General features: G+C 50.4%; 24 protein-coding genes. 15 read left to right on the top strand and 9 right to left on the bottom strand.

Features of this window, described 5'->3' with window-relative positions; genetic code table 11:
* Positions 1-54 precede the first annotated feature (54 nt).
* The gene (locus tag ACU8YC_RS02550) at positions 55-2,169 is read right to left on the bottom strand and encodes a putative bifunctional diguanylate cyclase/phosphodiesterase (RefSeq protein ID WP_446894985.1); all 2,115 of its coding nucleotides are present in this window, start codon (positions 2,167-2,169) and stop codon (positions 55-57) included.
* A 411-nt stretch (positions 2,170-2,580) separates the two neighbouring features.
* On the opposite strand from ACU8YC_RS02550, the gene ACU8YC_RS02545 reads away from it, so the two are divergent.
* The 4 genes from ACU8YC_RS02545 to dbpA all read left to right on the top strand — a co-directional run bounded on the left by ACU8YC_RS02545 (position 2,581) and on the right by dbpA (position 6,674).
* Positions 2,581-3,690: a methyl-accepting chemotaxis protein gene (locus ACU8YC_RS02545; protein WP_187252366.1), complete on the top strand. Its 1,110-nt coding sequence runs from the start codon at positions 2,581-2,583 to the stop codon at positions 3,688-3,690.
* Positions 3,691-3,845: 155 nt separating this feature from the next.
* Positions 3,846-4,829 (top strand): zinc transporter ZntB, encoded by a 984-nt coding sequence (gene zntB / locus ACU8YC_RS02540; protein WP_446894984.1) that lies wholly within the window; start codon positions 3,846-3,848, stop codon positions 4,827-4,829.
* A gap of 275 nt (positions 4,830-5,104) precedes the next feature.
* Positions 5,105-5,272, top strand: a complete 168-nt coding sequence (ynaL, locus tag ACU8YC_RS02535; RefSeq protein ID WP_187252367.1) for a proline-rich small protein YnaL — start codon at positions 5,105-5,107, stop codon at positions 5,270-5,272.
* A 28-nt stretch (positions 5,273-5,300) separates the two neighbouring features.
* Entirely contained in the window at positions 5,301-6,674 is a 1,374-nt protein-coding gene (dbpA, locus tag ACU8YC_RS02530) for an ATP-dependent RNA helicase DbpA (protein ID WP_187252368.1), read from the top strand.
* Between the two features lie 105 nt (positions 6,675-6,779).
* On the opposite strand, the gene ttcA is transcribed toward dbpA, so the two are convergent.
* From ttcA to nifJ, 5 genes are all read right to left on the bottom strand, one after another.
* Entirely contained in the window at positions 6,780-7,715 is a 936-nt protein-coding gene (gene ttcA, locus ACU8YC_RS02525) for a tRNA 2-thiocytidine(32) synthetase TtcA (protein ID WP_016156617.1), read from the bottom strand.
* Positions 7,716-7,913: 198 nt separating this feature from the next.
* Entirely contained in the window at positions 7,914-8,348 is a 435-nt protein-coding gene (gene uspF / locus ACU8YC_RS02520; RefSeq protein WP_003020369.1) for a universal stress protein UspF, read from the bottom strand.
* 81 nt (positions 8,349-8,429) lie between these two features.
* Positions 8,430-8,642 (bottom strand): KTSC domain-containing protein, encoded by a 213-nt coding sequence (locus ACU8YC_RS02515; RefSeq protein ID WP_005126657.1) that lies wholly within the window; start codon positions 8,640-8,642, stop codon positions 8,430-8,432.
* A gap of 145 nt (positions 8,643-8,787) precedes the next feature.
* Complete coding sequence (ompC, locus tag ACU8YC_RS02510) at positions 8,788-9,912, bottom strand: porin OmpC (RefSeq protein WP_151219315.1); 1,125 nt, start codon at positions 9,910-9,912, stop codon at positions 8,788-8,790.
* A gap of 364 nt (positions 9,913-10,276) precedes the next feature.
* Positions 10,277-13,801: a pyruvate:ferredoxin (flavodoxin) oxidoreductase gene (nifJ, locus tag ACU8YC_RS02505; RefSeq protein WP_446894983.1), complete on the bottom strand. Its 3,525-nt coding sequence runs from the start codon at positions 13,799-13,801 to the stop codon at positions 10,277-10,279.
* A gap of 276 nt (positions 13,802-14,077) precedes the next feature.
* Between nifJ and ACU8YC_RS02500 the strand changes: the two genes are divergently transcribed.
* Positions 14,078-14,344: a putative hemolysin gene (locus ACU8YC_RS02500; protein ID WP_446894982.1), complete on the top strand. Its 267-nt coding sequence runs from the start codon at positions 14,078-14,080 to the stop codon at positions 14,342-14,344.
* A 13-nt stretch (positions 14,345-14,357) separates the two neighbouring features.
* On the opposite strand, the gene hslJ is transcribed toward ACU8YC_RS02500, so the two are convergent.
* On the bottom strand, positions 14,358-14,777 hold the full coding sequence (gene hslJ, locus ACU8YC_RS02495) for a heat shock protein HslJ (protein WP_151219312.1): 420 nt from the start codon (positions 14,775-14,777) through the stop codon (positions 14,358-14,360).
* Positions 14,778-14,889: 112 nt separating this feature from the next.
* A complete protein-coding gene (locus tag ACU8YC_RS02490; protein ID WP_151219311.1) occupies positions 14,890-15,879 on the bottom strand; it encodes a 2-hydroxyacid dehydrogenase in 990 nt (329 codons plus the stop codon).
* A gap of 690 nt (positions 15,880-16,569) precedes the next feature.
* Between ACU8YC_RS02490 and ACU8YC_RS02485 the strand changes: the two genes are divergently transcribed.
* From ACU8YC_RS02485 to ACU8YC_RS02440, 10 genes are all read left to right on the top strand, one after another.
* Positions 16,570-19,209, top strand: coding sequence for a YdbH family protein (locus ACU8YC_RS02485; RefSeq protein WP_151219309.1), 2,640 nt, complete (start codon positions 16,570-16,572; stop codon positions 19,207-19,209).
* Positions 19,206-19,397 (top strand): YnbE family lipoprotein, encoded by a 192-nt coding sequence (locus tag ACU8YC_RS02480; RefSeq protein WP_003020350.1) that lies wholly within the window; start codon positions 19,206-19,208, stop codon positions 19,395-19,397. The genes ACU8YC_RS02485 and ACU8YC_RS02480 overlap by 4 nt, the downstream gene beginning before the upstream one ends.
* 7 nt (positions 19,398-19,404) lie before the next feature.
* Positions 19,405-19,731, top strand: a complete 327-nt coding sequence (locus tag ACU8YC_RS02475; RefSeq protein ID WP_151219308.1) for a YdbL family protein — start codon at positions 19,405-19,407, stop codon at positions 19,729-19,731.
* 109 nt (positions 19,732-19,840) lie between these two features.
* Positions 19,841-20,446: a CDP-alcohol phosphatidyltransferase family protein gene (locus ACU8YC_RS02470; protein ID WP_187252370.1), complete on the top strand. Its 606-nt coding sequence runs from the start codon at positions 19,841-19,843 to the stop codon at positions 20,444-20,446.
* A complete protein-coding gene (locus ACU8YC_RS02465; RefSeq protein WP_286544810.1) occupies positions 20,443-21,360 on the top strand; it encodes a phosphatidate cytidylyltransferase in 918 nt (305 codons plus the stop codon). The genes ACU8YC_RS02470 and ACU8YC_RS02465 overlap by 4 nt, the downstream gene beginning before the upstream one ends.
* A gap of 3 nt (positions 21,361-21,363) precedes the next feature.
* Complete coding sequence (locus ACU8YC_RS02460; RefSeq protein ID WP_151219306.1) at positions 21,364-22,005, top strand: lysophospholipid acyltransferase family protein; 642 nt, start codon at positions 21,364-21,366, stop codon at positions 22,003-22,005.
* Entirely contained in the window at positions 21,998-23,758 is a 1,761-nt protein-coding gene (locus ACU8YC_RS02455) for a bifunctional alpha/beta hydrolase/class I SAM-dependent methyltransferase (RefSeq protein ID WP_187259613.1), read from the top strand. Before ACU8YC_RS02460 ends, ACU8YC_RS02455 begins: the two co-directional genes overlap by 8 nt.
* Positions 23,748-25,052 carry a phosphatase PAP2/dual specificity phosphatase family protein gene (locus tag ACU8YC_RS02450; RefSeq protein ID WP_255588568.1) on the top strand — a complete coding sequence of 435 codons (1,305 nt, stop codon included), beginning with the start codon at positions 23,748-23,750 and terminating at the stop codon, positions 25,050-25,052. Before ACU8YC_RS02455 ends, ACU8YC_RS02450 begins: the two co-directional genes overlap by 11 nt.
* Positions 25,028-25,429, top strand: coding sequence for a hypothetical protein (locus ACU8YC_RS02445; RefSeq protein ID WP_210905128.1), 402 nt, complete (start codon positions 25,028-25,030; stop codon positions 25,427-25,429). The genes ACU8YC_RS02450 and ACU8YC_RS02445 overlap by 25 nt, the downstream gene beginning before the upstream one ends.
* 98 nt (positions 25,430-25,527) lie before the next feature.
* Positions 25,528-25,719, top strand: a complete 192-nt coding sequence (locus ACU8YC_RS02440) for a hypothetical protein (protein WP_151219303.1) — start codon at positions 25,528-25,530, stop codon at positions 25,717-25,719.
* A gap of 44 nt (positions 25,720-25,763) precedes the next feature.
* On the opposite strand, the gene azoR is transcribed toward ACU8YC_RS02440, so the two are convergent.
* Positions 25,764-26,369, bottom strand: coding sequence for an FMN-dependent NADH-azoreductase (gene azoR, locus ACU8YC_RS02435; protein WP_151225490.1), 606 nt, complete (start codon positions 26,367-26,369; stop codon positions 25,764-25,766).
* Positions 26,370-26,463: the final 94 nt, after the last annotated feature.

Here is a 26,463-nt window from a genome sequence, read left to right as displayed (position 1 = left end):
TATCTTTATCTGCTGTGTTGCCCGTTAAAAGGCGAATATTTTAGATATTGCGTCTCACAATGTTATTGATTGTCGGTGAGACAAGGGTTGTACGACTGGCATTTGTTTGATGCTGGTTTCTGGTTGTATCAGTTCATGAATCTTATGTGCTGGTAGCGGTTTTGCAAACAAGAAACCTTGCAGCATGCAACAACCCATCTGTGTAAGGAGTATTTCCTGTTCCTGGGTTTCTATTCCTTCTGCCACCACACGCATATTCATGGAGTGAGCTATGTCAATAATGGTAGACACAATTTTTGTGTTTTTGCTGTTCTCACTAATATCTTTGACAAATATCCTGTCAATTTTTAATTCTCGCGCTGGAAGAGACTTCAGCATCAATATATTTGAATAACCCGTACCGAAATCATCAATAGAAACGGTGATCCCCAAAGTAGAGAAAGCATTCAGGACTTCAACGCTGCGTTTTAAATTTTTAAGGGCGGTGCTTTCAGTGAGTTCCAGCGTGAGACAGGCTGGTGGTAGCTGATATTGTGCCAGGGCATTACAAACAACATCAATAATATCATGCTGTTCAAATTGGGCGGGTGAGAGGTTAACGGCGAGCGTCCATTCTGTATTCCCTTGTAATTTCCATTGATACAACTGCAAGCATGCCTGCTGGATAACCCATTTCCCAACGGGAATAATCAGGCCCGTATCTTCCAACGCAGGAAGAAATTCGGCTGGCAGCAGCATGCCGCGTTCCGGATGATGCCAGCGTAATAATGCTTCAAAACCGGTCAGGGAATGATCTCCAGCGGTATATTTGGGCTGATACCATAGCTCAAACTGGTTGCGTTCAAGCGCTTGTGACAGTTCCTGTAAAAATGTCGGCGGCGTATCCGCGATAGCTTCCATTTCAGGATGATAAATAGCCCAGCCGTTTCTGCCCGTCTGTTTGACATGATACATCGCCATATCAGCCTTCACTTTTAGCTCATGCAGCGTTGAGCCATGTTCAGGATAAATGCTGCTCCCCGCACTTAGCGAAACCCGAATGGTATGCCCGAACAAGCTAAAGGGCTCACCGATCACATCGGCAATCCGCGTCAGCAGGGTGGAGATAACCTGCTGGTTGCAGTCAGGGACCAGCAAGATAAATTCATCTCCCCCCAGTCTTGCCAGCGTCATTGAGTCATCAAGGCAGCTGAAGATTCGCTGTGTACTGGCAATCAGTAGCTGATCGCCAATGTGATGTCCCCAGGTATCGTTAACGACTTTAAAACGATCGAGGTCGATAAATACCAACGCGAAATGCTGTTGATGCAGTTTAGAATGCCGAAGGCAGGCCACTAAACAGGTGTCTATTTGCGTACGATTAGCGAGACCGGTCAGCGCGTCGAAGTGAACCTGATGCTCAAGCTGGCAGTTCAACTGATGCAGGTTGTCAGCCAGTCGGGAGGTACGGAGTTGCGAATCCACCATCGAAACCACCAGCATGATCCCCAATATAACAAGCGTGACGGCGCAGACCCAGATAGAAAGCTCCAGCGTGCTGAGACCATCGTGCGCAGTGTGTCCAAAGTGGGTGAACGTAGCAGCTCCCATACCGGTGTAATGCATAGAGGCTATTGCCACCGCCATAATAAAAGCAGCAATAAGCCGATTTATTAGCGCTCGACGGTTATTTTGGCGTAAATGAAAGGCCAGCCACAAACCGACCCCAGATGCAGCGACGGCAATAATCACAGAGAGCAGGATTAGTGAGCGATCCCAGGTTATAGCCACATATTCGATAATGGCATACATGCCAACATAGTGCATTGTGACAACACCAGCGCTTAATATACTGGTAGCAATGATCAGGCGTTTTGTTGATAGTGTATTACCAGAAATAGCGATATTGATGGCGACTGTCGCAGAAATGAGCGCAATAAAGAACGAAAACGCTGTGAGGGATAAATGATAATTTATTGGCATACTCATTTTCATGGCCAGCATACCAATAAAATGCATCGACCAGATCCCCATACCCAGCGTAGCGCCGCCAGAGAGTCGCCAGAAGGTAGATTCACGTCTGCTGGAAATTGCCACTTTGCCCGCACTGTCGAGAGCAATAAAGGAGGCAATAAACGCGACCACAAAGGAAATCCCAATCAATACAGGGTCCCACGACACGTGCAACATCTTACTACCTATCGAAAAAAAGACGTGATGATAAATTTAGCAGGTTTTGTCCAGTTAACCTGATAAAACCGGGAATGTCCTTGTATTTTTACAATGACTATTAGAGGGAAGGGGCGAACATTGAAAATGACAATCCTTTACTTATACAAATATTCATCGGGTTTATGATTCTGTGCATTTTGTGCGCACGGCGTGCTTGCCATCACAATAATCTAACGACAAGCTTCAGCCTCATTTTTTGTAGGGTAAAATACTTAATTAATAAAAACTACCAGTATAATTGCCTGCCTTAAGTGAAAGGATTACAAACTCTCATTGAAAGTTCGTCTTTCGTCTCAGCGCTATGGAAATCTTGATTGCAGATGCTATAAAAAATAATATCCATGTTATTTCTTGGCACACAGGACTAAAATGTTAAATGATATTAGTGTCAGAACCTTTATTATTTTATTTCTGCTCATTACGGCGTTTTTTCTAAATGTCGTTGAAATATTTCTTTCGGCCCCCCCAGAGATTATCATTGGGACTAACTCAGTAAGCTTAATTTCTATATTATGTCTATGGTGGTACATGACGAAATATTTGGTCATGCCAATTAATACGGTTAAAAGAAGCATTGAGGAAGTGACGTCCGGGAATCTGGCGATCAGTATTCCAGAGTTTGGCAATAACTGTGCGGGGAGATTAATACCCGGCATTAATAGTTTATCAAGTAATATTTCAACACTGGTTAATGAGATCAGAACATCCTCGCAAACGGCTATGGCGCTTTCTGAACAGCTCGCGGAACGCAGCGCTGAGTTATCAGTAAAGACAGAGCAGCAATCCGGTGCATTAATGCAAACGGCTGCTAACATGGATGAAATAGCGGTCAGCACGCGTAACAATGCAGAGAATACGCAAATGGCGAGTGCTAAGGCCAATATTGCAACGCTATCTGCCCAGCAGGGGGGGGATTTAATGGTGCAGGTCGCAACCAATATGCAGTCGATCACCGAATGTGCGCAGCAGATGACAGAAATTATTACCATGATAGATGGTATTGCATTCCAGACAAATATTCTGGCATTGAATGCCGCTGTAGAAGCGGCGAGAGCGGGAGAGCATGGCAAAGGTTTTTCCGTGGTAGCCGCAGAGGTGCGAATGCTCGCGCATCGTAGCGCAGATGCCGCTAAGAATATTAAACATCTGATTGCCCAAACTCATGAAAACGTTCAGCAAGGTGCGGCTATTGTGCGTGAAGCTGAAAAAAATATGCAGGATATTGTTGGTGGTGCCGGGCAATTAAACCAACTGATGAGCGAGATATTAACCACTACGCAGGAGCAGGAGAAAGGGATCATCAGTATTACTCATGCTCTCGCGGAACTGGAAAACGTGACTCAGAGTAACGCCATTATGGTGGATGAACTGTCAGACTCTTCGGATATTCTGAAAAATCAAGTGACAGACCTCCAGTCTCGAACGCACAAGTTTCGCTTAAGTCACGCCTTTGATTCTGAGAGACGCCAACGGGCTTAACAGAATCGCCTCGCAACAAGCGCCGCATTTGTCGGCGCTTTACTTATTATCAGATACTTTTATGAGTCATTTCAGCACAATGGGACAATGAGATATTGCTTAACATATTCTGACGGCTAGACTAACGAAAAAAGCTGAATGTTTGTGGAGGCGCTGTGGAAGCCATTAAGGGAACGGATGTTAATGTGCCGGATGCCGTATTTGCATGGCTGTTGGATGGCCGTGGTGGGGTGAAACCACTGGAAGATAACGATGTTATCGACACTCAGCATGCCTGCTGGCTGCATCTTAATTATACTCATCCTGAAAGTGCGCAATGGCTGGCGACAACGCCTTTACTTCCCAATAACGTGCGTGATGCGCTGGCGGGTGAAAGCACGCGTCCGCGCGTCAGCAGAGTAGGAGAAGGTACGTTAATCACGCTGCGGTGTATCAATGGCAGTACAGACGAGCGGCCTGACCAACTGGTAGCGATGCGTTTATATATGGATGAACGTATGATTGTCTCAACGCGTCAGCGCAAAGTGCTGGCACTGGATGACGTAGTCAGCGACCTCCAGGAAGGTACAGGGCCAGCTGATTGTGGCGGTTGGCTGGTGGATGTCTGTGATGCACTGACCGATCATGCCAGCGAATTTATCGAACAGTTGCACGACAAAATTATCGATCTGGAAGATAACCTGCTCGATCAGCAGATCCCGCCGCGTGGCTTCTTGGCATTACTGCGTAAGCAGTTAATTGTGATGCGCCGTTATATGGCACCACAGCGTGATGTCTATGCCCGTCTGGCGAGCGAACGGTTGTCCTGGATGACTGACGACCATCGGCGACGGATGCAGGATATTGCTGACAGGCTGGGGAGAGGGCTGGATGAAATCGATGCCTGTATTGCCAGGACCGGTATTATGGCAGATGAAATTGCGCAGGTGATGCAGGAGTCTCTGGCTCGCCGAACTTATACAATGTCATTGATGGCAATGGTTTTTCTTCCCAGCACTTTTTTAACCGGGTTGTTTGGCGTTAACCTCGGCGGTATCCCTGGTGGTGGTTGGCAATTTGGCTTCTCACTTTTTTGTATTCTGTTAGTGGTCCTGATTGGTGGTGTTACTTTATGGTTGCATCGTAGTAAATGGTTGTAACAACAACGTTTTTTAGTGACTTTTGCGCATGAAAACGTGCGGGTTTTTGAGCGAAGTCAATAAACCATCTACCTATTCGGGGCAATATCTCTCTCGCAGGTGAATGCAACGTCAAGCGATGGGCGTTGCGCTCCATATTGTCTTACTTCCTTTTTTGAATTACTGCATAGCACAATTGATTCGTACGACGCCGACTTAGATTAGTCGGCTTTTTTTTGCCTGCAGGAAATCAACGTCTACCCTAAAAGAGTCAGTCTCAATAACTGGAGGGGTATATGAGTTGTCTGATTGTATCGCCACACACTGATTCACTACCGACCGATCCGGTTCCCATTCCCGATCCCATTCCTCGTCCGCAGCCAATGCCGGATCCGCCACCGGACGAAGAGCCGATTAAATTGTCGCATCGTGGGCGCAGATCTGCGAGGATACGCGCCTGCTGAATGTAAGTTTTTATCGCGAGATTAAATTGTGACTGCTTTTTCAACCCTGAATGTTCTACCTGCTACCCAACTCGAGAATCTTAACGAGCTGGGTTATCTTGAAATGACGCCTGTTCAGGCTGCTGCATTACCGGCAATCCTGGCAGGTAAAGATGTTCGCGTGCAGGCTAAAACCGGCAGTGGCAAAACGGCGGCTTTTGGTCTCGGATTATTACAGCATATTGATGCCATGCTGTTTCAGACACAATCGCTGGTGCTGTGTCCGACGCGTGAGCTTGCCGACCAGGTGGCGGGTGAGCTGCGTCGCTTAGCCCGCTTTCTGCCAAACACCAAGATCTTAACGTTGTGCGGTGGGCAGCCTTTTGGTGCACAGCGTGATTCTCTGCAGCATGCGCCTCATATTATTGTCGCCACGCCGGGGCGTTTACTCGACCACCTGCAAAAAGGCACCGTTTCTCTGGATGCTTTGAATACACTGGTCATGGATGAAGCCGACCGTATGTTGGATATGGGTTTTAGCGATGCGATTGATGATGTTATCCGCTTTGCGCCTGCTTCTCGCCAGACCTTGCTGTTTTCTGCGACCTGGCCGGAGGCCATTGCCGCCATCAGTGGCCGGGTGCAACAAAATCCATTAACCATTGAAATTGATACCGTTGATTCGCTACCGGCGATTGAGCAGCAGTTTTTCGAAACCTCCAGCCACGGCAAAATTCCGCTGCTGCAAAAATTGCTCAGCCAGCATCAGCCTGCTTCATGTGTCGTTTTTTGCAACACCAAAAAAGACTGTCAGGCCGTGTGTGACGCACTGAATGCGGCGGGGCAAAGTGCTCTTTCACTGCATGGCGATCTGGAACAGCGCGATCGCGACCAGACGCTGGTGCGTTTTGCCAACGGCAGCGCACGCGTTCTGGTTGCCACCGATGTCGCTGCGCGTGGCCTGGATATTAAATCACTCGAGCTGGTGGTTAACTTCGAACTGGCGTGGGATCCGGAAGTTCATGTCCATCGTATCGGACGTACCGCGCGTGCCGGCAACAGCGGTCTGGCGATTAGCTTCTGTGCGCCAGAAGAAGCCCAGCGAGCCAATATTCTTTCAGAAATGCTGCAACTGAAGCTGAACTGGCTGCCTGCGCCCGCTAACGTCTCGGTTCTGCCTCTTGAAGCAGAGATGGCGACGTTATGCATTGATGGCGGTAAAAAAGCTAAAATGCGTCCCGGCGATGTTCTGGGTGCACTGACGGGTGATATTGGACTGGATGGTGCCGATATCGGTAAGATTGCCGTTCATCCGGCGCATGTTTATGTCGCTGTTCGTCAGACTGTAGCGCATAAGGCATGGAAGCAATTGCAAAATGGTAAAATTAAAGGCAAAACCTGCCGGGTTCGTTTATTGAAATAAACGCCCACTGAAATGTCTGGTGGCGCTTTGCTCATCAGGCCTACAGGCGCGTATGCACATTGTAGGCCGGATGAGACGTTTATGCCGCCATCCGGCATTCTCGACTTACTTCACTTCCACCACGTTCAGACGCAACTCATCCAGTTGAGCATCATCTTCTTCTGGTTGCCAGCCCGCAGGCTGCAGCGGGATCTCTTCACGATCGAACGCTAAATCACCACCGTCCACAACCTCTGAACCGTGCCTGATGCCTTTAAAATCGAACAGATTGATATCGCTTAGATGTGAAGGTACAACGTTCTGCATCGCGCTGAACATGGTTTCAATGCGCCCTGGATAGCGTTTGTCCCAGTCGCGCAGCATGTCGGCAATGACCTGACGCTGAAGGTTCGGCTGTGAGCCGCACAGGTTGCACGGAATAATCGGGAAACCCTTCGCTTCGGAGAAGCGCTCGATATCTTTCTCGCGGCAGTAAGCCAGTGGACGAATAACGATATGCTTACCGTCATCGCTCATCAGCTTCGGCGGCATGCCTTTCATTTTCCCGCCGTAGAACATGTTTAAAAACAGCGTTTGCAGGATGTCGTCACGATGGTGCCCGAGCGCGATCTTGGTGGCGCCTAACTCAGTTGCCGTGCGATACAGAATACCGCGACGCAGGCGAGAGCAGAGTGAGCAGGTCGTTTTGCCTTCAGGGATTTTATCTTTGACAATCCCGTAAGTATTTTCTTCGACAATCTTATACTCAACGCCCAGCTGTTCCAGATACTCTGGCAGGATGTGCTCCGGGAAACCAGGTTGTTTCTGATCGAGATTAACCGCAACTAAGGAAAAACTGATTGGGGCACTTTGCTGCAAATTGCGCAGGATCTCCAGCATGGTATAGCTGTCTTTCCCTCCGGAAAGGCACACCATAATGCGATCGCCGTCTTCGATCATATTGAAGTCGGCAATGGCTTCGCCCACGTTACGACGCAGACGTTTTTGCAACTTGTTCAGGTTGTATTGTTCTTTCTTGCTAATATCTTGATTTTGCGACATTTAATAGAGGCTCAATTCATAGTGTGGCATCAGAAGAGTATGCATCACGCCGGATAGTCCGGCAAAAAAAGTCTGATATGAAAACAGTGGCGTGTATGGTACGGATAAGCGGGAAAAATGTCAGCACATTTAGGGCAGGAATCGTGAGGTATAAGTGGTAGAAATAAAAAGCCCGCAGCGATGTGCGGGCCAGACAGCTTAGCGGACTACCAGTACCGAACACTCCGCGTGACGTACCACCGCTGCGGCGTTAGAGCCCAGCAGGTAGGTGGTGATGTCAGGTCGGTGTGAGGCAATAATGACCATATCAGCCGGTAATTTTTTAGCAATCTCCAGAATCTTATCTTTCGGTGCACCTTCTGCGACATGAATGTGCACTCTGTCCGTTGGGATATTGAACTTCTTGATAATCTCTTCCAGTTGAGATTTTGCTTCGGCTTTCAGATCGTCCATGGCCGGTAACTCTGCTGAGTAGGCCAAACCCAGGGAAGCGTAATAGGGCAGTGACGGAATAACGGTCAGAAAATGGACCTGCGCATCGTCAATTTTGGCCTCCGCTTCAACATGGGCAATAACGCGTTGAGTTAATTCTGAGTCTGAAATATCGATGGGTACAAGAATCGTTCTGTTCATAAAACCTCCTGTTTAAGCATCCACTTAAAGCTTACCGCGTAATGGCACTTTATGTACAATGACAAAGATCACATTTTGGCATCACTTTATTTTGATTTCAGGAAACTTGCCTCTTATTACGCCGTCGTAAAATCGACCTTTAGAGACCACGCTCAGGAAATCACGAAAAATACGCGCAGGGACATGCTGATATTGCAGGGTAGCCAATTGGTGAAAGCGAATTTCCAGCGTGTGAGAGGATTCGTCATAGCCGACGGATGCAATACGGGATGATTTTACAGGATGATGATTCATTGCAGGTATCCTCTACTACAGGTCTTAATGAAGATATCATCTATCAAAGAGGTGTTTTAATACAATAGATATAATATTTCGATCTGAATAAAACAGATTGGTTACCAAAGAAAGGATAGCCCGCTGTTGCCAGCGGGCTGACGGATTAGAACTGGTAAACCAGACCTAATGCGACAACATCATCAGTAGAGATGTTGTTACGAGTGTAGAAGCTGTCATCTTCGTCCAGCAGGTTGATTTTATAATCAACATAGGTGGACATGTTTTTGTTGAAGTAGTAGGTAGCGCCGATATCAGCATATTTAACCAGGTCTTTGTCACCGTCGGTAGCGTTCAGGTCTTTCCCTTTAGACATCAGGAAAGATACAGCCGGACGCAGACCGAAGTCGAACTGGTATTGTGCAGTGACTTCGAAGTTCTGGGTTTTATTGGCTACGCCGCTGTCGCCGTACGGTGTCATGTTACGGGTTTCGGAGTACATGGTTGCCAGGTAGATGTTGTTGGCATCGTATTTCAGGCCGGTCGTCCACGCGTCAGCTGTATCCCCGCCGGCAACGTTGCCACCAGCTTTACCTGCGTTAACCTGATCGTTAGTACGGTCAGAAGTAGAGTATGCCGCACCGAAGCTTACACCCATACCCAGATCGTAAGTAGAGGAGATACCGAAGCCATCACCGTTAGAGTTCTGAACGTTACGATCGCTGCCGTTACCGGTGCCTTCCTGTTCATCACCCGCTTGTTCGTTCGCACCCTGATACTGCAATGCAAAGTTCAGGCCGTTCACCAGACCGAAGAAGTCAGTGTTACGATAAGTTGCTACGCCGTTAGCACGGCCAGTCATAAAGTTATCAGCATAGGTGTAGGAGTCGCCGCCAAACTCTGGCAGCATATCGGTCCAGCCTTCTACGTCGTACAGTACGCCATAATTACGACCGTAATCGAATGAACCGTAGTCGCCGAATTTCAGACCTGCAAAGGCCAGACGTGTGAAGTTGTTGTTGCGGTTGCTTTCAGTGGTGTTGGCATTGACCTGATATTCCCATTGACCGTAGCCGGTGAGCATATCGTTGATCTGAGTTTCGCCTTTGAAACCGCCACGAACATAGGTCTGATCGCCATCTTTGTTGGCGTCATCAGAGAAATAACGCAGACCATCTACTTTACCGTAGAGATCTAATTTGTTGCCGTCTTTATTATAAACTTCAGCAGCGTGAGTTGCGCCTGCAGCCAGCAGGGCAGGAATGACGAGAGCCAGTACTTTTCTGTTCATTGAAATAATCCTTTAGTTTTTTTATTTACCTGTGACTACCCATACGGGGAGTAAAAGCATGCTAAAGGATAAGTTCCGTAAAGGGATAAATATGAATTGTTACGCCTTAAGTATAACCTTAAATAAATAATTCTACAGAAATGGTGATAATTACGATGAATATATAAAATGGATATATATAAAATAAAAATTATACAAGTGAATTGTGTTGAGTTATTCTGCGCGGGTTATATGCCTTTATTGTCACTTCTTGTTTTTCGTTGGGGGATTTGTCTCAGGACTGATTAGCCAGCGAATAAATTGACAAGCCCGAACAAACTGTTCGGGCTTTTTTTTATCCTCGACTAATACTTAACGACACGTATTAATCGGTGCTGCTTTTTTCCGCTTTCCCTGCCAGTTGGGCCAGGAAGTCATAGCGTTTTTGCAAATCAGCGGTCGCATCCTTCCACAATTGCTCGGCCACTTCCGGTTGCTGTGTGTTCAGACGGCGGAAGCGCTGCTCGTTCATCAATGTCTCAGCCAGCGCGTCTGACGGCGGGCGAGAGTCCAGCGCCAGCGGCAGTTTACCTTCGTCTGCACGGCGCGGATCAAAGCGATACAGTGGCCAGAATCCGGTTGCCGTGAGCTGGCGCATCTGATCGTGGCTTAACGCGAGGTCGTAGCCATGTTCCTCACATGGGCTATAGGCGATAATCAGCGACGGACCTGGATAGGCTTCCGCTTCCTGAATCGCTTTCACCGTCTGATTCAACTGCGCCCCCAGAGAAATCTGTGCAACATACACGTGCCCGTACATCATCATACTGACGCCAAGATCTTTACGTGCCTTGCGCTTGCCGTGTTCACCAAATTTGGTGACGGCTCCGAGCGGTGTGGCTTTCGACGCTTGTCCACCTGTGTTGGAGTAGCACTGGGTGTCCAGTACCAGAATATTGACGTTCTCGGTCAGGCTCAGGACGTGATCCAGGCCGCCAAAACCAATATCGTAAGCCCAGCCATCGCCGCCAATCAGCCAGATGGATTTCTCGACCAGTGCGTCGGCATCGGTTAACAGTTGCTGCGCGCCTTCGACATCTTTCAGATGCTGGCGCAGCGCGGCAACTTGTTCACGACGTACTTCTGGCGTTGCTTCGGCGTGCAGGGCGTCATTCAGTTCAGCCGGAATTTTATCGGCAAACTGTTCCAGTAAGCGCATAACGCGCACACGGTGTTGATCCACCGTCAGACGGAAGCCCAGACCGAATTCGGCGTTATCCTCAAACAGTGAGTTTGCCCACGCGGGTCCACGGCCGTTGGCGTCGGTGGTATACGGTGTTGAGGGCAGGTTACCACCATAAATCGATGAACAGCCGGTCGCATTGGCGATCAGCATGCGGTCGCCGTAAAGCTGCGTAAGCAGTTTGATATACGGCGTTTCACCACAACCGGAGCAGGCACCAGAATATTCAAACAGCGGCGTTATCAACTGCGAGGTACGAATATCAATGCGTTCCAGTTTAGTGCGATCAATCTCAGGCAGATCAAGGAAGAAGTCATAGTTAACTTTTTCTTCTTCAACATGCTCAAGCCGCGACATCATATTGATGGCCTTGATCTCCGGGTTTTGCCTGTCTTTCGCCGGGCACACTTCGACGCACAAATTACAGCCGGTGCAATCCTCTGGCGCAACCTGCAGAACATATTTCTGACCGCGCATATCGCGTGATTTCACATCCAGAGAGTGCAGGCTGGCAGGGGCGTTTTCCATCGCTTCTGGTGAGACGACCTTGGCGCGGATAGCCGAGTGCGGACAGGCGGCAACGCAGTGGTTACACTGAGTACACAGATCTTCTTTCCAGATGGGGATCTCTTCGGCGATATTGCGTTTTTCCCAACGCGTGGTGCCCATCGGCCAGGTGCCGTCTGGCGGCAGCGCTGAAACGGGGAGGGCATCGCCCAGGCCGGCGAGCATTGCCGCGGTGACGGTTTTCACGAAATCAGGCGCGGCATCAGAAACCACCGGTGGGCGGTTAGCGCTATGTGGATCAACCGACTGCAGCGCCACTTCGGCGACCGACTCACGCGCCAGGGCCAGCGCCTGCCAGTTACGTTCAACCAGGTCCTGACCTTTACTGCTATAGCTTTTGGCAATCGCCCCCTGCAATTCAATCAGCGCGCTGTCACCTGGTAAGATTTGCGTCAGATGGAAAAATGCCATCTGCATCACGGTGTTAATACGCGCAGCCAGACCACACTCGCGGGCGATTTTCGCCGCATTAATAACGTAGAAACGTGCTTTCTTTTGATTCAGAACCGCCTGAACTTCCTGTGGCAGACGCGCCCAGACTTCATCCACGTTGTACGGCGTATTTAGCAGGAAAATACCGCCCGGTTTCAGGCGCTCGGCCATCTGATACTTATCGATAAATTGCAACTGATGACAGCCAACAAAATCGGCCTGTGACACAAGATAAGCAGAGCGAATAGGTTGCTCGCTGACGCGCAGGTGAGAAACTGTCAGACCGCCTGCTTTTTTCGAGTCATAGACGAAATAACCCTGCGCATACCACGGTGTCGAGTTACCGATAATCTTGATATTGTTTTTGGTGGCCGACACGCTACCGTCACTGCCCAGCCCATAAAACAGTGCTTCAAGCTTCGCGGTACCGGGTAGGGTGTTTTCCGGTAGTGGTAGTGACAGGTTGGTGACATCATCATAGATACCGACCGTAAAGCGAGGTTTCGGCTTCGCGCTAGTCAGCTCATTAAAGACCGCCATGACGCAGTCCGGTCCATACTCTTTGGAAGAAAGTCCATAACGTCCGCCAATCACGCGTGGTAGGGTTTCCCGCTCGCCGCAATTAAAGGCTTCCGCCAGCGCGGTCATCACATCCAGATACAGTGGTTCTGCCTGGGCACCCGGCTCTTTGGTGCGATCCAGAACGGCGATGCTCCGTACGGTTTCCGGCAGGGCGCGCAGTAGATGTCTGGCAGAGAATGGGCGGAACAGACGCACTTTCAGTACGCCGACTTTCTCGCCGCGAGCCTGCAACTCTTCGACGACTTCTTCGCAGGTGCCAATTGCCGAGCCCATCAAAATAATGACGCGTTCTGCCTGAGGATGACCGTAATATTCAAAGGGTTGATACTGGCGGCCCGTCGCCGCGGCGAAGTCGTTCATCGCCTGTTCGACGTTTTCGTAAACCGCGTTGTACCAGGGGTTTGTCGCTTCGCGCGACTGGAAGTAGGTATCCGGGTTTGCAGATGTACCGCGAATAACCGGATGCTCCGGATTAAGCGCGCGGGCGCGGTGAGCATCGATTTCCGCCTGCGGCATCAGTCCGAGGATCGTGTCATCGGCCAGCGGCACAATTTTATTGATTTCATGCGAAGTACGGAAACCATCAAAGAAATGAATGAACGGAACCCGACTTTTCAGGGTGGCCATTTGCGAAATGAGCGCAAAGTCCTGTGCTTCCTGCACGCTACTGGCACACAGCATCGCACAACCCGTCTGGCGCACCGCCATTACATCGGAATGATCGCCAAAGATCGACAACGCGTGAGTGGCAATCGTACGTGCCGCCACGTGCAGTACAAACGGGGTCAACTGACCGGCCAGTTTGTACAGCGTCGGGATCATCAGCAACAGGCCCTGCGATGAAGTAAACGATGTAGAGAGCGCGCCGGTCTGCAATGCGCCGTGAACGGTCGCGATCGCACCGCCTTCCGACTGCATTTCTACGACGCGAGGAGTATCCCCCCAGACGTTTTTAAGCCCGTTCCCGGCCCAGGCATCCGCTTGTTCAGCCATCGTCGAACTGGGCGTAATCGGGTAGATGGCGATAACTTCGCTGGTACGAAATGCGACCGAAGCAACCGCACCATTACCGTCAATTGTGATCATACTGACACCCTTACATTGCGCAAAAAGAGGGACCCGCATAACCGCGGCGAATCCTGTAGTTATATCTTTCTATTTTAGCAAAAGCGCTAAAGACAGATTTTCGCTTTTGTGTCCTGGGAATAATCAGAATGAATGGTTTGATCAAAGGAGCAGCCAAAAAATTGCCAGAAAATGTAAACAACGCGCATAAATGCGCATTTTGCCTCTCGACGGCGGTGTTTCCGCTGCCTATTATTTATGGCTGTGTCGTTTGGTTAATATTCAGAGGGGAGTAAAATGCGCGCAGTGTTTTGGGTAGGGTGTGCCGCGTTATTATTATCGGCTTGTAGCAATGAACCTGTTCAACAGGCAACCGCCGCTCATGTCGCACCGGGAATGAAGGCCGCAATGTCCAGTTCTGGGGAGGCAAATTGCGCCATGATTGGAGGTTCGCTCTCCGTTGCACGCCAACTGGATGGTTCAGCCATCGGCATGTGTGCGTTACCCAACGGCAAACGCTGTAGTGAGCAGTCGCTTGCCGCCGGAAGCTGTGGTAACTATTAAGCCACCGCGTTTCCTACATTAAATCCGCAAGTTTATACGTCAGCGTTTGTTCCGCTGTCGCCAGCGTTAATTGGTCAGCTGTCAGATCGACCTGTGCGCCTTGCTTAAACATGCCGCTGACGATCCCGTCGAGCGCATTAAGCTGTGGATCGGCGCACATCATGCGGGTCATTGCCATATCTTTGACCTTCAACTCGCCGTCGGACAGCTTGCCCTGACCGTGGAATTGATTACACATCTTTCCCGATACCGTCATGTTTTCGCCAAAACTTAATTCGGGTGGATTATTAGCGATGGTGACGGCTTTACCATTCACGCTCTGCAAAACGAAGCGGTGGTGCTGCAACTGTTCGCGATTGACGGAAACTTTTCCATTGCTCACACAGCCAGCCATCAGCATGCTGAGCGCAATCAACGTGACAACTTTCTTCATTGTATTTCTCTGGGTTTGTGACGGGGAAGCATTTAATATAATAATGATACTGTGTGTTTTATCATCGGTGATTGTCTGAAAATGCTCCCCTGAAGCCAGGGGAGCACGGAAATCAGAAGAGGGCGTTTGGACAGGTTTCGCCTTTGGAGATTTGTGCCAGATTCTGTAGCGTAGTCTCAGAAATACTGGTTAGAGCTTCGGCTGTCAGGAACGCCTGATGCCCGGTGAACAGCACGTTATGGCAGGCCGACAGGCGACGGAACACATCATCCTGAATCACGTCATTGGATTTATCTTCAAAGAACAGATCGCGTTCGTTTTCATACACGTCCATACCCAGAGACCCAATTTTCTGGTTTTTCAGCGCATCGATAGCGGCTTGCGAATCGATCAACGCCCCGCGACTGGTGTTGATAACCATCACGCCATTTTTCATTTGCTCAAAGGCTTCGTGATTGAGCAAATGATAATTCTCTGGCGTTAATGGACAGTGCAGGGAGATAACATCGGACGCCGCAAACAGCGTTTTCAGATCGACATATTCAACGCCTAACTCCAGCGCAGCAGCGCTTGGGTAGGGATCAAACGCCAGCAGGCGCATACCAAAACCTTTCAGGATCCGCAGGGCCGCAATACCGATTTTACCGGTACCGATCACCCCAGCCGTTTTGCCATACATGGTAAAACCGGTCAGCCCCTCAAGAGAGAAGTTGGCATCACGTGTGCGTTGATAGGCACGGTGAATACGGCGATTCAGCGTCATCATCATGCCAATCGCATGCTCAGCGACGGCTTCCGGTGAATAGGCTGGTACACGTACTACCTGCAGACCCAGCTCTTTTGCCGCGTCGAGATCGACGTTGTTGAACCCGGCACAACGCAGCGCGATATATTTCACGCCATGCTTTTTCAGCTCTTCCAAAACAGGGCGGCTGCCATCATCGTTGACGAAAATGCACACGGCTTCACAGCCATGGGCGGTTTTAGCTGTTTTTTCCGTCAGCAGAAAGTCAAAGAATTCAAGTTCAAAACCAAAAGTCTCGTTAACCTGCTGCAGATACTTCTTGTCGTACTGTTTTGTACTATAGATGGCGAGTTTCATAAGACTTTCTCCAGTGATTTTGACGTCACATTAATTCAATTAAAATTATTTTACAAAATATAAAAAATTATTGATAGTCATGGACGTAATGAATAATTCCAACGCATATCTGGTTAGTGTGGGCAGATTACGCGTTTTCAACAACTGGAGAATTTTCATCCAGCTCATGACGGTCAATACAACGTGGTTAAAAAGCCAGCCGAATCACATCCAGGCAGCTACGCTTATACAGGTAGCAAATATCGGGAGGAGTCATGTTAACTCACTCTGAAGCAAAACGATGGGCCACCTTAATGCTGAAGGCGGCATTATGTGATGGTATGAAACCTGACGAGATTTCCCGACAGGTACATCTGGTCTGCGATCATCACGGTAGGGAGTGCCTGGAAGAACTTATTGAGGAAATTCTGATCGAAGCGGGCCGTATAGGACCTAAACATAGCGATGGACAACTGAGGCCTCATTAAGTCCGAATCTTTATCTGCCAGACGGCACGTGTGACAGCGTGCCATATGAAATAATAGTCTATCTTATTGAATAATTATTAATTTCCTTAGCGAACCAAAAAGTCATAGATAATACATATGTCTCTTAGGCATCTATTCTTAATGTGGGCATATCCAGCTAAACATGCCACAATACTGGCCTAAACCGGCTTAAATTTTTGCTAAATCAGGATATTAACTACCCATGAAGGGTAAATATAAAGCCGTTCTGGCACTTCTCTTATTATTGATTCTCGTGCCGTTGACGCTGGTCATGACGCTTGGCCTGTGGGTTCCCACGCTGGTGGGCGTCTGGTTGCCTGTCGGCACGCGCATCGCGCTGGATGAGAGCCCACGGCTGACACGGCATGGGCTGCATATCCCGGAGCTTCGCTATTTGGTCGATGATTGCCCACTAGCGCGTGTTACTCAGGCGGATCTTTCTCATCCCAGCCGCTGGTTGCTTAATGTCGGGACAATTGAGCTCGACTCGGCTTGCCTGGCCAAATTGCCGCAGGCTGAGCCTTCTCCGGTTGCGCCAAAAACGCTGGCAGAATGGCAATCGATGCTACCTAATACCTGGATTAACATCGACAACGTTATTCTTTCTCCCTGGCAGGAGTGGCAGGGGAAACTGTCTCTCTCGCTTACGCCTTCGACCCAGCAACTACGCTATCAGGGTGAAAAAGTTAAATTTCAGGGGCGTCTGCACGGGCAAAATCTCACGGTAAATGCGCTGGATATCGCAGCATTTGAAGGCCAGCCGCCGGTAAAACTGGTCGGTGAATTTACTATGCCGCTGGTTCCTGATGGACTACCGGTGAGCGGTCATGCGGTTGCTTCTCTGAGTTTGCCGCAGGAACCTTCGTTGGTTGACGTCGAACTGGAGTGGCAAGAAAACAGCGGGCAATTGATCGTCATGGCCCGCGATAATGCCGATCCGCTGCTCGATCTTCCGTGGGAAATAACCCGTCAGCAACTCACCATTAGCGACGGTCGCTGGAACTGGCCTTATCAAGGATTCCCGCTCAGTGGACGGTTGGGAATGAAAGTTGAAAACTGGCAGGCCGGGCTGGAAAATGCGATGGTGAGCGGGCGACTGAACATTCTGACGCAAGGCGATGCTGGTAAAGGAAACGCCGTATTAACTCTGGGACCGGGTAAGCTCGGTGTGGATAGTAGCGACATGCCGTTGCAGCTGATCGGCGAGGCGAAACAGGATGACCTGATCTTCTACGCCAAGTTACCTGCCAGACTCACCGGAAGCCTGAGCGATCCGCAGCTGGCTTTCGAGCCAGGAGCATTGCTGCGTTCGAGTGGACGTGTGATTGACTCGCTGGATATTGACGAAATTCGCTGGCCGCTGGCAGGCGTAAAAGTAACGCAACGCGGTGTGGATGGCCGTCTGCAGGCTATTTTGCGCGCGCATGAAAATCAGATGGGCGGTTTTGAGCTGCATCTGGATGGTCTGGCCAATGATTTTCTTCCTGACGCGGGGCGCTGGCAGTGGCGATACTGGGGCGAAGGCAGTTTTACGCCGATGCATGCCCGCTGGGATGTGGCGGGTAAAGGGGAATGGCATGACAACACCCTGAAGCTGTTTGATCTCTCCACCGGCTTTGACCATCTGCAATACGGCACCATGCAGGTGGAAAATCCGCGTCTGGTGATGGATGAGCCGATCGTGTGGGTACGAGATGCCAGCAAACCGACATTCAGTGGCGCGCTGTCGCTGGATGCAGGGAACACCACCTTCACTGGAGGAAGCGTATTACCGCCATCAACTCTGAAATTTAGCGTGGAAGGTACCGACCCGACAGTTTTCCAGTTCAAAGGCCAGCTTCACGCGGGGGCGATTGGACCCGTACAACTTAATGGCCGCTGGGACGGGATCCGCCTGCGCGGTCAGGCCTGGTGGCCAAAACAATCGCTCACCGTTTTCCAACCGCTCATCCCACCTGACTGGAAAATGAAGCTGCGCGAAGGTGAGCTGTATGCTCAGGTCGCATTTTCAGCGGCGCCGGAGCAGGGTTTTGAAGCGGGTGGTCATGGGGTATTAAAAGGCGGTAGCGCCTGGATGCCCGATAACCAAATCAATGGCGTCGATTTTGTGTTGCCGTTTCGATTTAGTGAAAGCGCGTGGCAACTTGGCACCCGTGGACCTATTTCACTGCGTATCGCGGAAGTGGTGAATCAGGTGACGGTGAAAAATATTGCCGCCGATCTGCAGGGGGCGTATCCCTGGAGTGAAGACAATCCGTTGCTGTTAAGCGATGTCAGCGCTGAACTGCTGGGGGGCAAAGTCATCATGCAACAACTGCGAATGCCGCAGCACGATCCGGCATTATTGCGGGTGCAGAATATCTCTTCCAGCGAGCTTATCAGCGCGGTTAATCCCAAACAATTCGCCATGTCTGGCCCAGTCAGCGGCGCGTTGCCGTTATGGCTGGATAACGAAAAGTGGATCATCAAAGACGGCTGGCTGACCAACCCCGGTCCCATGACGCTGCGTATTGACAAGGACACGGCGGATGCCGTCGTCAAAGATAATATGACGGCGGGTGCGGCCATTAACTGGCTGCGTTATATGGAAATAAGCCATTCCTGGACGAAAATAAATCTGGATAACCTCGGTGTTTTAACTATGCAGGCAACGGTGACCGGCAACAGTCGGGTGGATGGCAAAGTGGGAACGGTTAATTTGAATTACACCCACGAGGAAAATGTATTTACGCTATGGCGCAGTTTGCGTTTTGGCGACAATTTACAGGCATGGCTTGAACAAAATGCAGCGCTGCCGAAAAACCATTGCACGGAAGGCAAGGAATGTGAGGAGCAACAATGAAAACGATAGCTGCGATGCTGGGTTTGCTGGCGTCATCTCTGCTGGTCGGGTGCACACCCAGAATCGAAGTGGCTGCGCCAAAAGAACCGATCACGATTAATATGAACGTCAAAATCGAACACGAGATCCATATCAAAGTCGATAAAGACGTTGAGAGCTTGTTGAAATCGCGCAGCGATCTGTTCTGAGGTTACGATGAAAAAACAGCTTGCAGTGATCCTGGTGGCTCTGAGTTTACTCAGCGGCAATGTGTGGGCCTTAACTCTGAATGAAGCCAGAACTCAGGGGCGGGTTGGCGAAACGCTTAATGGTTATCTGGTGGCATTGAAAACCGATGCCGAAACGCAGGCGCTGGTGAGTGAAATTAATAAAGCGCGAAGCGCCAGCTATCAGCAACTGGCTGAGAGCAACAACATTCCGGCTGATGAAGTGGCGAAAATGGCCGGACAAAAGCTGGTTGCCCGCGCTAAACCGGGAGAGTACGTCCAGGGCATCAATGGTAAGTGGTTACGGAAAGAATAACCTGACTTGTTAGTAAAGTCTGATTTTGAGTTCAGTCGAAAAAACTATCAGGCAGGCGGGGAGTGATTAATCTACTATAGTCAAACAGACATATTATCAAGGAATGATGATGACGCTTTATCAGATCAAACCCGCCTTTCAAGCGCTGTTACGTCCATTGATGTTTTGGCTCCATAAGAAAGGCGTCACAGCAAATCACGTTACCCTCGCCGCGATGGCGCTTTCTATTGTGACCGGTGTCGTACTGGCGATTTTCCCCCAACCTGAATTTTTTGTTCTCCTGCCAATCGTATTGTTTATTCGAATGGCGCTTAATGCACTCGATGGCATGCTGGCACGTGAATGTCACCAACAATCACGCCTTGGGGCTATTCTGAACGAGAGTGGGGATATTCTGTCCGATCTGGCGCTTTATCTGCCGTTTATGCTGCTCCCAGACAGTAACGTAATACTGGTTATGGTGATGTTGTTCTCTGCAGTAATGACTGAGTTTTGCGGCGTCCTGGCACAAACGATTAATGGCGTTCGCAGCTATGCCGGGCCGTTGGGTAAAAGTGATCGAGCGCTGGTATTTGGCGCTTGGGGTCTGGCGTTGGTTCTGTGGCCGCAGCTTGTGCAATGGAACAATCTGGTGTGGGGCGTTGCTACGCTCCTGCTGCTATGGACGGTAATTAATCGCTGTAAAAGTGCATTACGCGAAGCGGAGGGGAAATGATGCTGCTGGAGAAGTCGCTCGCAGTCATTTTTGCATTGCTGCTGGTTGCAACGGCAGTGAATGGATTACTGGTGTGGCGACGACCGGACAAAGACTGGCGGGAACTGACGTTACGTATTCGTACCTGGTGGATCATCATCATCCTGTTTTCTCTGGCTATTTTAAGTCCACACTGGCTGGCACTGACCTTTTTTGCGTTGGTGAGCTTTATGGCGTTAAAGGAGTTTTTGACGCTGGCGCCGTCGCGTCAGACCGATCGCATGCCTCTGCTGTGGATGTTCATTGCTATTCCGATTAACTACTGGCTGATTGGCATCAATTGGTATGGCATGTTTGTGGTGTTTATCCCGGTCTACGCATTTTTATTCTTACCCGTGCGGATGGTCATTGCGGGCGATACCCAGGGTTTCTTGCGCTATGCTTCGCAGCATCACTGGAGCCTGATGACCACCGTTTTTGCCTTCAGTCATGTCGCTTTTTTACTGGTTCTGCCTGATGATGGCATGCAAACTGGCGCATTGCTGGTGCTGTTTCTGGTTGGCTTAACGGAATTCAACGATATTGCGCAGTATCTGTGGGGTAAATCGATTGGGCGCATCAAAATAACGCCCAGAGTCAGTCCTAACAAGACGCTGGCGGGATTGGTTGGCGGCGTAGCGACTACCACGCTGGTGGCGTCGCTGCTTGGGCCGTTGATGACACCGCTAAACATTCCGCTGTCGCTGTTAGCGGGTTTGATTATCGGCATCAGTGGTTTTTGTGGCGATGTGGTGATGTCGGCAATCAAGCGCGATATCGGCGTGAAGGATAGCGGAACATTGCTGCCAGGTCATGGCGGGATCCTTGATCGGCTGGATTCTCTGATCTTCACCGCGCCGGTATTTTTCCATTTCATTCGCTACTTTTGCTATTAACTTATGCTGAACTCAATTCTGAGAATGCTGTTTACGTTATGCATCGTCTGGCCGGTGATTTGGCTGTGGCTTGGGCTGCGTATCAGGCATAAAGAGCGTTTGCCCACACGAGGCCCGGCAATTATTGTCGCCAATCACAACAGCCATATGGATGTTTTTGCGTTGCTTTCGCTCTTTCCGCTGCGCCGTCAGTCGTCAGTTCATCCAGTGGCTGCCGCAGACTATTTTCTGCGTAATAAAGCAATGGCCTGGTTTGCGCTAAATATTCTCAACATTATTCCCATTTCGCGAAAGGGCGGAGAAATCAATCCGCTGGCGCAGTGTGAACAGGCATTACGCAACGGTAAGATCCTGATCCTCTTTCCTGAAGGTACGCGGGGCGAGCCAGGAATATTGTCGCCGTTGAAATCTGGATTGTGGCATCTCAGTCAGCGTGTGCCGGAGGTACCGATCATTCCCGTCTGGCTACGTGGCACTGAATCTGTCATGGCGAAAGGGAATCGCATACCGCTGCCGCTGTTTATAGACGTCAATATTGGCTGCACGTTGAATTTTCATGGTGATAAACACCTCTTCATGGATGAACTAAAGCAACAACTGTTGCTGTTGGAGCAACAAACTAAAGGAATGCATTCTCATGAGTAATATTCGAGTACCTGAGGAACAACAATTTGTAACCAGCGACAGCACCGAGCTGTTTTACCGTCACTGGCCGGCAACTGCGCCGGGTGCGACACCGAAAGTGATTGTCATGTTCCATCGCGGTCACGAACACTCCGGGCGACTGCAACATATCGTCGATGAGCTGGCGATGCCTGACACCGCATTCTATGCCTGGGATGCGCGCGGTCACGGCCACTCTCCGGGCCAGCGTGGCTACAGTCCTTCGCTGGCGCGTTCGGTGCAGGATGTTGAAGAGTTTGTGCGTTTTGCCGCCGCTGACAGTCATGCAGCAATGGAAGATGTGGTGGTGGTAGCTCAGAGCGTAGGCGCGGTATTGGCTGCGACCTGGGCTCACGACTATGCGCCCACCATTCGCGGGTTAGTGCTGGCGTCACCGGCGTTTAAAGTAAAATTGTATGTGCCGTTTGCGCGCCAGGGGTTGGCGTTAATGCACCGATTGCGCGGCCTGTTTTTTGTTAACTCTTATGTTAAGGGAAAATACCTGACGCACGATGCCGAGCGTGTGGCGAGCTTTAATCTTGATACTCAGATTACCCGGGCCATTGCGGTGAACATTCTGCTGGATCTCTACAAAACGGCAGAACGCATTGTCAGTGATGCCGCCGCCATTACGATGCCTGTGCAGTTGTTGGTATCCGGAGATGATTTTGTTGTGCATCGCCAGCCGCAAATTGATTTTTATCAGCGCTTGAGGAATCCGCTCAAAGAGCTGCACGTGTTGCCAGGTTTTTACCACGATACGTTGGGAGAAAAAGACCGGCATCTGGCGTTCGATAAAATGCGTGATTTTATCACCACGCTTTACGCTATGGCGCCACAGCGTTTTGATTATAGCAATGAAGATCGCTGGAGCCCTGGTGCTGATACCTGGCGGATGCTCAGCGGGGGACCCGCGCCGTATTCTCTCGACGACATTGCATACCGTGGCTTGCGCTATGGAATGAAGCTCCTGGGCACACAATCGACGGGCGTTCGTTTGGGATTCGAAACTGGTTTTGATTCCGGTAGCACGCTGGATTACGTCTACCGTAATCAGCCGCAGGGCAGCAGCGCGCTGGGACGTTTGATTGACAAAAACTACCTCAATAGCGTGGGCTGGAAAGGGATCCGTCAGCGTAAGATCCATCTGCAGATGCTGATCGGTCAGGCGGTCGCGCAACTGGCGGAGCAGGGCACGCCGGTACATGTAGTGGATATTGCTGCCGGACATGGACGATATGTGCTTGATGCGTTGGAAGGTGAAAAGGCTGTACGTTCAATTTTACTGCGTGATTACAGCGAGCTGAACGTGATTAAGGGGCGCGAAATGATCGCCAGCAGAGGTATGACTGACATCGCGCGTTTTGAACAGGGCGATGCCTTCAACCGTGAACAACTGGCTGCGCTGGAACCTCGTCCCGGTTTGGGGATTGTATCCGGTTTGTACGAGCTCTTTCCTGAGAATTCGCTGGTTAAAAACTCTCTGGCCGGGCTGGCTGATGCGATAGCGCCTGGGGGCATATTGATTTACACCGGTCAGCCGTGGCATCCGCAGCTTAAAACGATTGCCTGGTCGCTGACCAGTCATAAAGATGGCAAAGCGTGGGTGATGCGCGTGCGTACGCAGGGCGAAATGGATGCGTTGGTCCGAGAAGCGGGCTTTGATAAGTGCACACAATTGATTGATGAGTGGGGTATTTTCACCGTTTCCATGGCGGTGCGTCGTGCTTCCTGAACAGCGTAAAGTCATGGTGCAGGCCGTGGGTTGGTTATTGCTGCTGGCACCTTTTTTTTTCCTTACGTACGGCCAGGTGAATGAGTTTACCGCCTGGCAGGACGCTCAGTATCAGAACGTTGGCAGTATCGTTTTCGGCTGGGAGTCTGCCATTCCGTTTATTCCGTGGACTATTCTCCCTTACTGGAGTCTGGATCTGTTTTACGGGTTATCCCTGTTTATTTGCACCACGCGTTTCGAACAGCGTCGGCTGGTGCTCAGGCTGGTACTGGCATCGGTGATTGCCTGCGCGGGGTTTTTACTGTTCCCGCTACAGTTTAGCTTTACCCGCCCCGAAGTGACGGGGGCTGCGGGGTGGTTATTTGCACAGCTTGAACAGTTCGATTTGCCCTATAACCAGTCGCCGTCGCTACATATCATTCTCTGTTGGCTACTGTGGCGGCATTTCAATCGCCACCTGACCGGCGGCTGGCGCAGACTGTGCGATGGCTGGTCTTTACTGATCGCGATATCGGTGCTGACCACCTGGCAGCACCATTTTATTGACGTTATCACCGGGCTGGCGGCAGGAATGCTGATTGACTGGCTGGTACCGGAACAGCGTCGCTGGCGCTGGTGTAAGCCGGATGCCGCGCGTCTGAGGCTGATGCGCCGGTACCTGTTGGGCTCGGCATTATGTTCTATTGCCGCAGTGTCGCTGACGGCATGGTTGTTATGGCCTGCACTGGCCCTCTTGATGGTCGGCTGTGGTTACGCTGGATTCGGCGCGGCCGTGATGGCTAAAAATTCGCAGGGCCGACTGCCTTGTACCGTTTACTGGCTGTCATTACCGTGGCGTGCAGGAATGTGGCTGTCAATGCGCTGGTTTACCCGCCATTTGCCCGCGGCATGTTCGGTAGCACATGGCGTCTATCTTGGTAGTTTTCCGCGCTTTGTGCCCGCGCAAAAAGCGGTGCTCGACGTGACTTTTGAGTTTTCGCGTGGGCGGGCGACGGCCTCGCGTATGTATCACTGTGTACCGATGCTGGATTTAGTGATCCCGGATGAAGCTGAACTTCAGCAGGCGGTAGGCACTCTGGAGACTCTGCGTGAGGCACAGGGCACGGTATTGGTTCACTGTGCGTTAGGACTGTCGCGCAGCGCAATGGTGATAGCGGCGTGGCTGTTACACTATGGTCATTCGACAACGGTAGAGCAGGCAGTAGCGCAGATTCGGACGAGTCGACCGCAAGTGGTACTGACTGATAAACATCTGGAGATGCTGCAACAGTGGCAACGGAAAGTGACAACGTAACAAATAGTGAAGCACTTCAGCATGGTTTGCTCCGACATACGCTGGCAAGCTGGCGGTTTATTCTGCTGTTTTCCCTCCCGCCGATGGTGTGGGTGCTGTTTGTTGCTCCATCAGGTGTACTGCGTGCCATCATAGCGTTGCTATGTGCTGTAGTCTGGTTTAGTTGTTGGCGACTGTGGCTCGATGAGCGTTATTTTTCGCTGATTAATACGCAAAACAATGAGCTGGCCGGAAGCGCGCTGTGTTTTATCTGGCGACGCGAACGGTTGAAAACGTTAACGCTGGCTGAACGCCAGTCTGGTGCATTGCAGCAATGTCGAAAAACACTGTTTCTGGTTGTGGTTCTGTGGGCTGTCTGGTTGGCGCTATTGATGTAGCGTTTGTCAGGATTATTCATCGACATCGCAATAGTTGCCACACGGCATCAAACTGAGGCTGATATAGTTCAACACCGATCGCGTCGCGGAGTGACATCATGTGGCTTTTCAAGTGGTATGTCTGGAATCGTTGGGTATTCAAGCTGTTAAGCCGGGATGTCGCTGAACCGGAACAGTTTTTGCGCCATTGCTGGGAAGAGAATCTGGCAAAGTGCAGGGATTATGCAACCATCTGGCGTGATATTAACCGCATTCACGGCAAGCAGGTTCGAGTGCAGGTAAAGAAGTAACTACAGATGAAAACCCTCCCACCGCATGGTGAGAGGGTGAGTTATCAGGCAGTGACGACGCTGTCGATAGCGGCTTTCGCATCGGATTGTGCTTTGGATGCTACTTCCGGGCCATAAGCAATCCCTTCGGCGAACACGAAGTTCACATCGGTAATCCCGATGAAGCCGAGGAAAACTTTCAGATACGGAGCGATCAGATCGGTTGGGGTATCTTTATGAATACCGCCGCGACTGGAGAGGATCACCGCACGTTTGCCGGTCACCAGACCTTCCGGACCTTTCTCCGTATAACGGAAAGTCACGCCAGCACGGGCAATCAGGTCGAAATAGTTTTTCAGCTGCGTTGGGATGTTGAAGTTATACATCGGCGCGGCGATAACAATCACATCATGCGCTTTCAGTTCTGCAATCAGCTCATCGGACAGCGCGAGCGCTTCTTGCTGGCGTGGCGTCAGCGGCGTATCGCTCGGGCGCATCGCACCCACCAGTTCGCCATCCAGCACCGGAACAGGATTTGCAGCCAGGTCACGGACGGTGATTTCATCAGCGGAATGCTTTTCACGCCACTGCTCAACAAAATAATCAGACAACTGACCAGACTGAGAGTACCCTGCCAGAATACTGGATTTAAGAACTAATACCTTGCTCATGGGTGTTTCCTTTTATGTGTTTGAAGGGGGAGGCCCCGTTGCTTGTTGACACTTTATTCACAATCCTGTCGCAGTGATAGCGCAATATATCGAA

The sequence above is a fragment of the Citrobacter sp. VF227 genome, assembly GCF_052950715.1.
This window is presented reverse-complemented; position numbering and strand designations above follow the sequence as displayed.

Coding starts and splice junctions, on each gene's coding strand:
- ACU8YC_RS02485 (WP_151219309.1), top strand. CDS start 16,570: ATGAAGGGTAAATATAAAGCCGTTCTGGCACTTCTCTTATTATTGATT.
- ACU8YC_RS02440 (WP_151219303.1), top strand. CDS start 25,528: ATGTGGCTTTTCAAGTGGTATGTCTGGAATCGTTGGGTATTCAAGCTG.
- ACU8YC_RS02465 (WP_286544810.1), top strand. CDS start 20,443: ATGATGCTGCTGGAGAAGTCGCTCGCAGTCATTTTTGCATTGCTGCTG.
- ACU8YC_RS02490 (WP_151219311.1), bottom strand. CDS start 15,879: ATGAAACTCGCCATCTATAGTACAAAACAGTACGACAAGAAGTATCTG.
- ACU8YC_RS02455 (WP_187259613.1), top strand. CDS start 21,998: ATGAGTAATATTCGAGTACCTGAGGAACAACAATTTGTAACCAGCGAC.
- ACU8YC_RS02480 (WP_003020350.1), top strand. CDS start 19,206: ATGAAAACGATAGCTGCGATGCTGGGTTTGCTGGCGTCATCTCTGCTG.
- ACU8YC_RS02515 (WP_005126657.1), bottom strand. CDS start 8,642: ATGAATCATCATCCTGTAAAATCATCCCGTATTGCATCCGTCGGCTAT.
- hslJ (WP_151219312.1), bottom strand. CDS start 14,777: ATGAAGAAAGTTGTCACGTTGATTGCGCTCAGCATGCTGATGGCTGGC.
- ACU8YC_RS02550 (WP_446894985.1), bottom strand. CDS start 2,169: ATGTTGCACGTGTCGTGGGACCCTGTATTGATTGGGATTTCCTTTGTG.
- ACU8YC_RS02460 (WP_151219306.1), top strand. CDS start 21,364: ATGCTGAACTCAATTCTGAGAATGCTGTTTACGTTATGCATCGTCTGG.
- azoR (WP_151225490.1), bottom strand. CDS start 26,369: ATGAGCAAGGTATTAGTTCTTAAATCCAGTATTCTGGCAGGGTACTCT.
- ompC (WP_151219315.1), bottom strand. CDS start 9,912: ATGAACAGAAAAGTACTGGCTCTCGTCATTCCTGCCCTGCTGGCTGCA.
- nifJ (WP_446894983.1), bottom strand. CDS start 13,801: ATGATCACAATTGACGGTAATGGTGCGGTTGCTTCGGTCGCATTTCGT.
- ttcA (WP_016156617.1), bottom strand. CDS start 7,715: ATGTCGCAAAATCAAGATATTAGCAAGAAAGAACAATACAACCTGAAC.
- ACU8YC_RS02500 (WP_446894982.1), top strand. CDS start 14,078: ATGCGCGCAGTGTTTTGGGTAGGGTGTGCCGCGTTATTATTATCGGCT.
- ACU8YC_RS02545 (WP_187252366.1), top strand. CDS start 2,581: ATGTTAAATGATATTAGTGTCAGAACCTTTATTATTTTATTTCTGCTC.
- ynaL (WP_187252367.1), top strand. CDS start 5,105: ATGAGTTGTCTGATTGTATCGCCACACACTGATTCACTACCGACCGAT.
- ACU8YC_RS02470 (WP_187252370.1), top strand. CDS start 19,841: ATGACGCTTTATCAGATCAAACCCGCCTTTCAAGCGCTGTTACGTCCA.
- uspF (WP_003020369.1), bottom strand. CDS start 8,348: ATGAACAGAACGATTCTTGTACCCATCGATATTTCAGACTCAGAATTA.
- ACU8YC_RS02475 (WP_151219308.1), top strand. CDS start 19,405: ATGAAAAAACAGCTTGCAGTGATCCTGGTGGCTCTGAGTTTACTCAGC.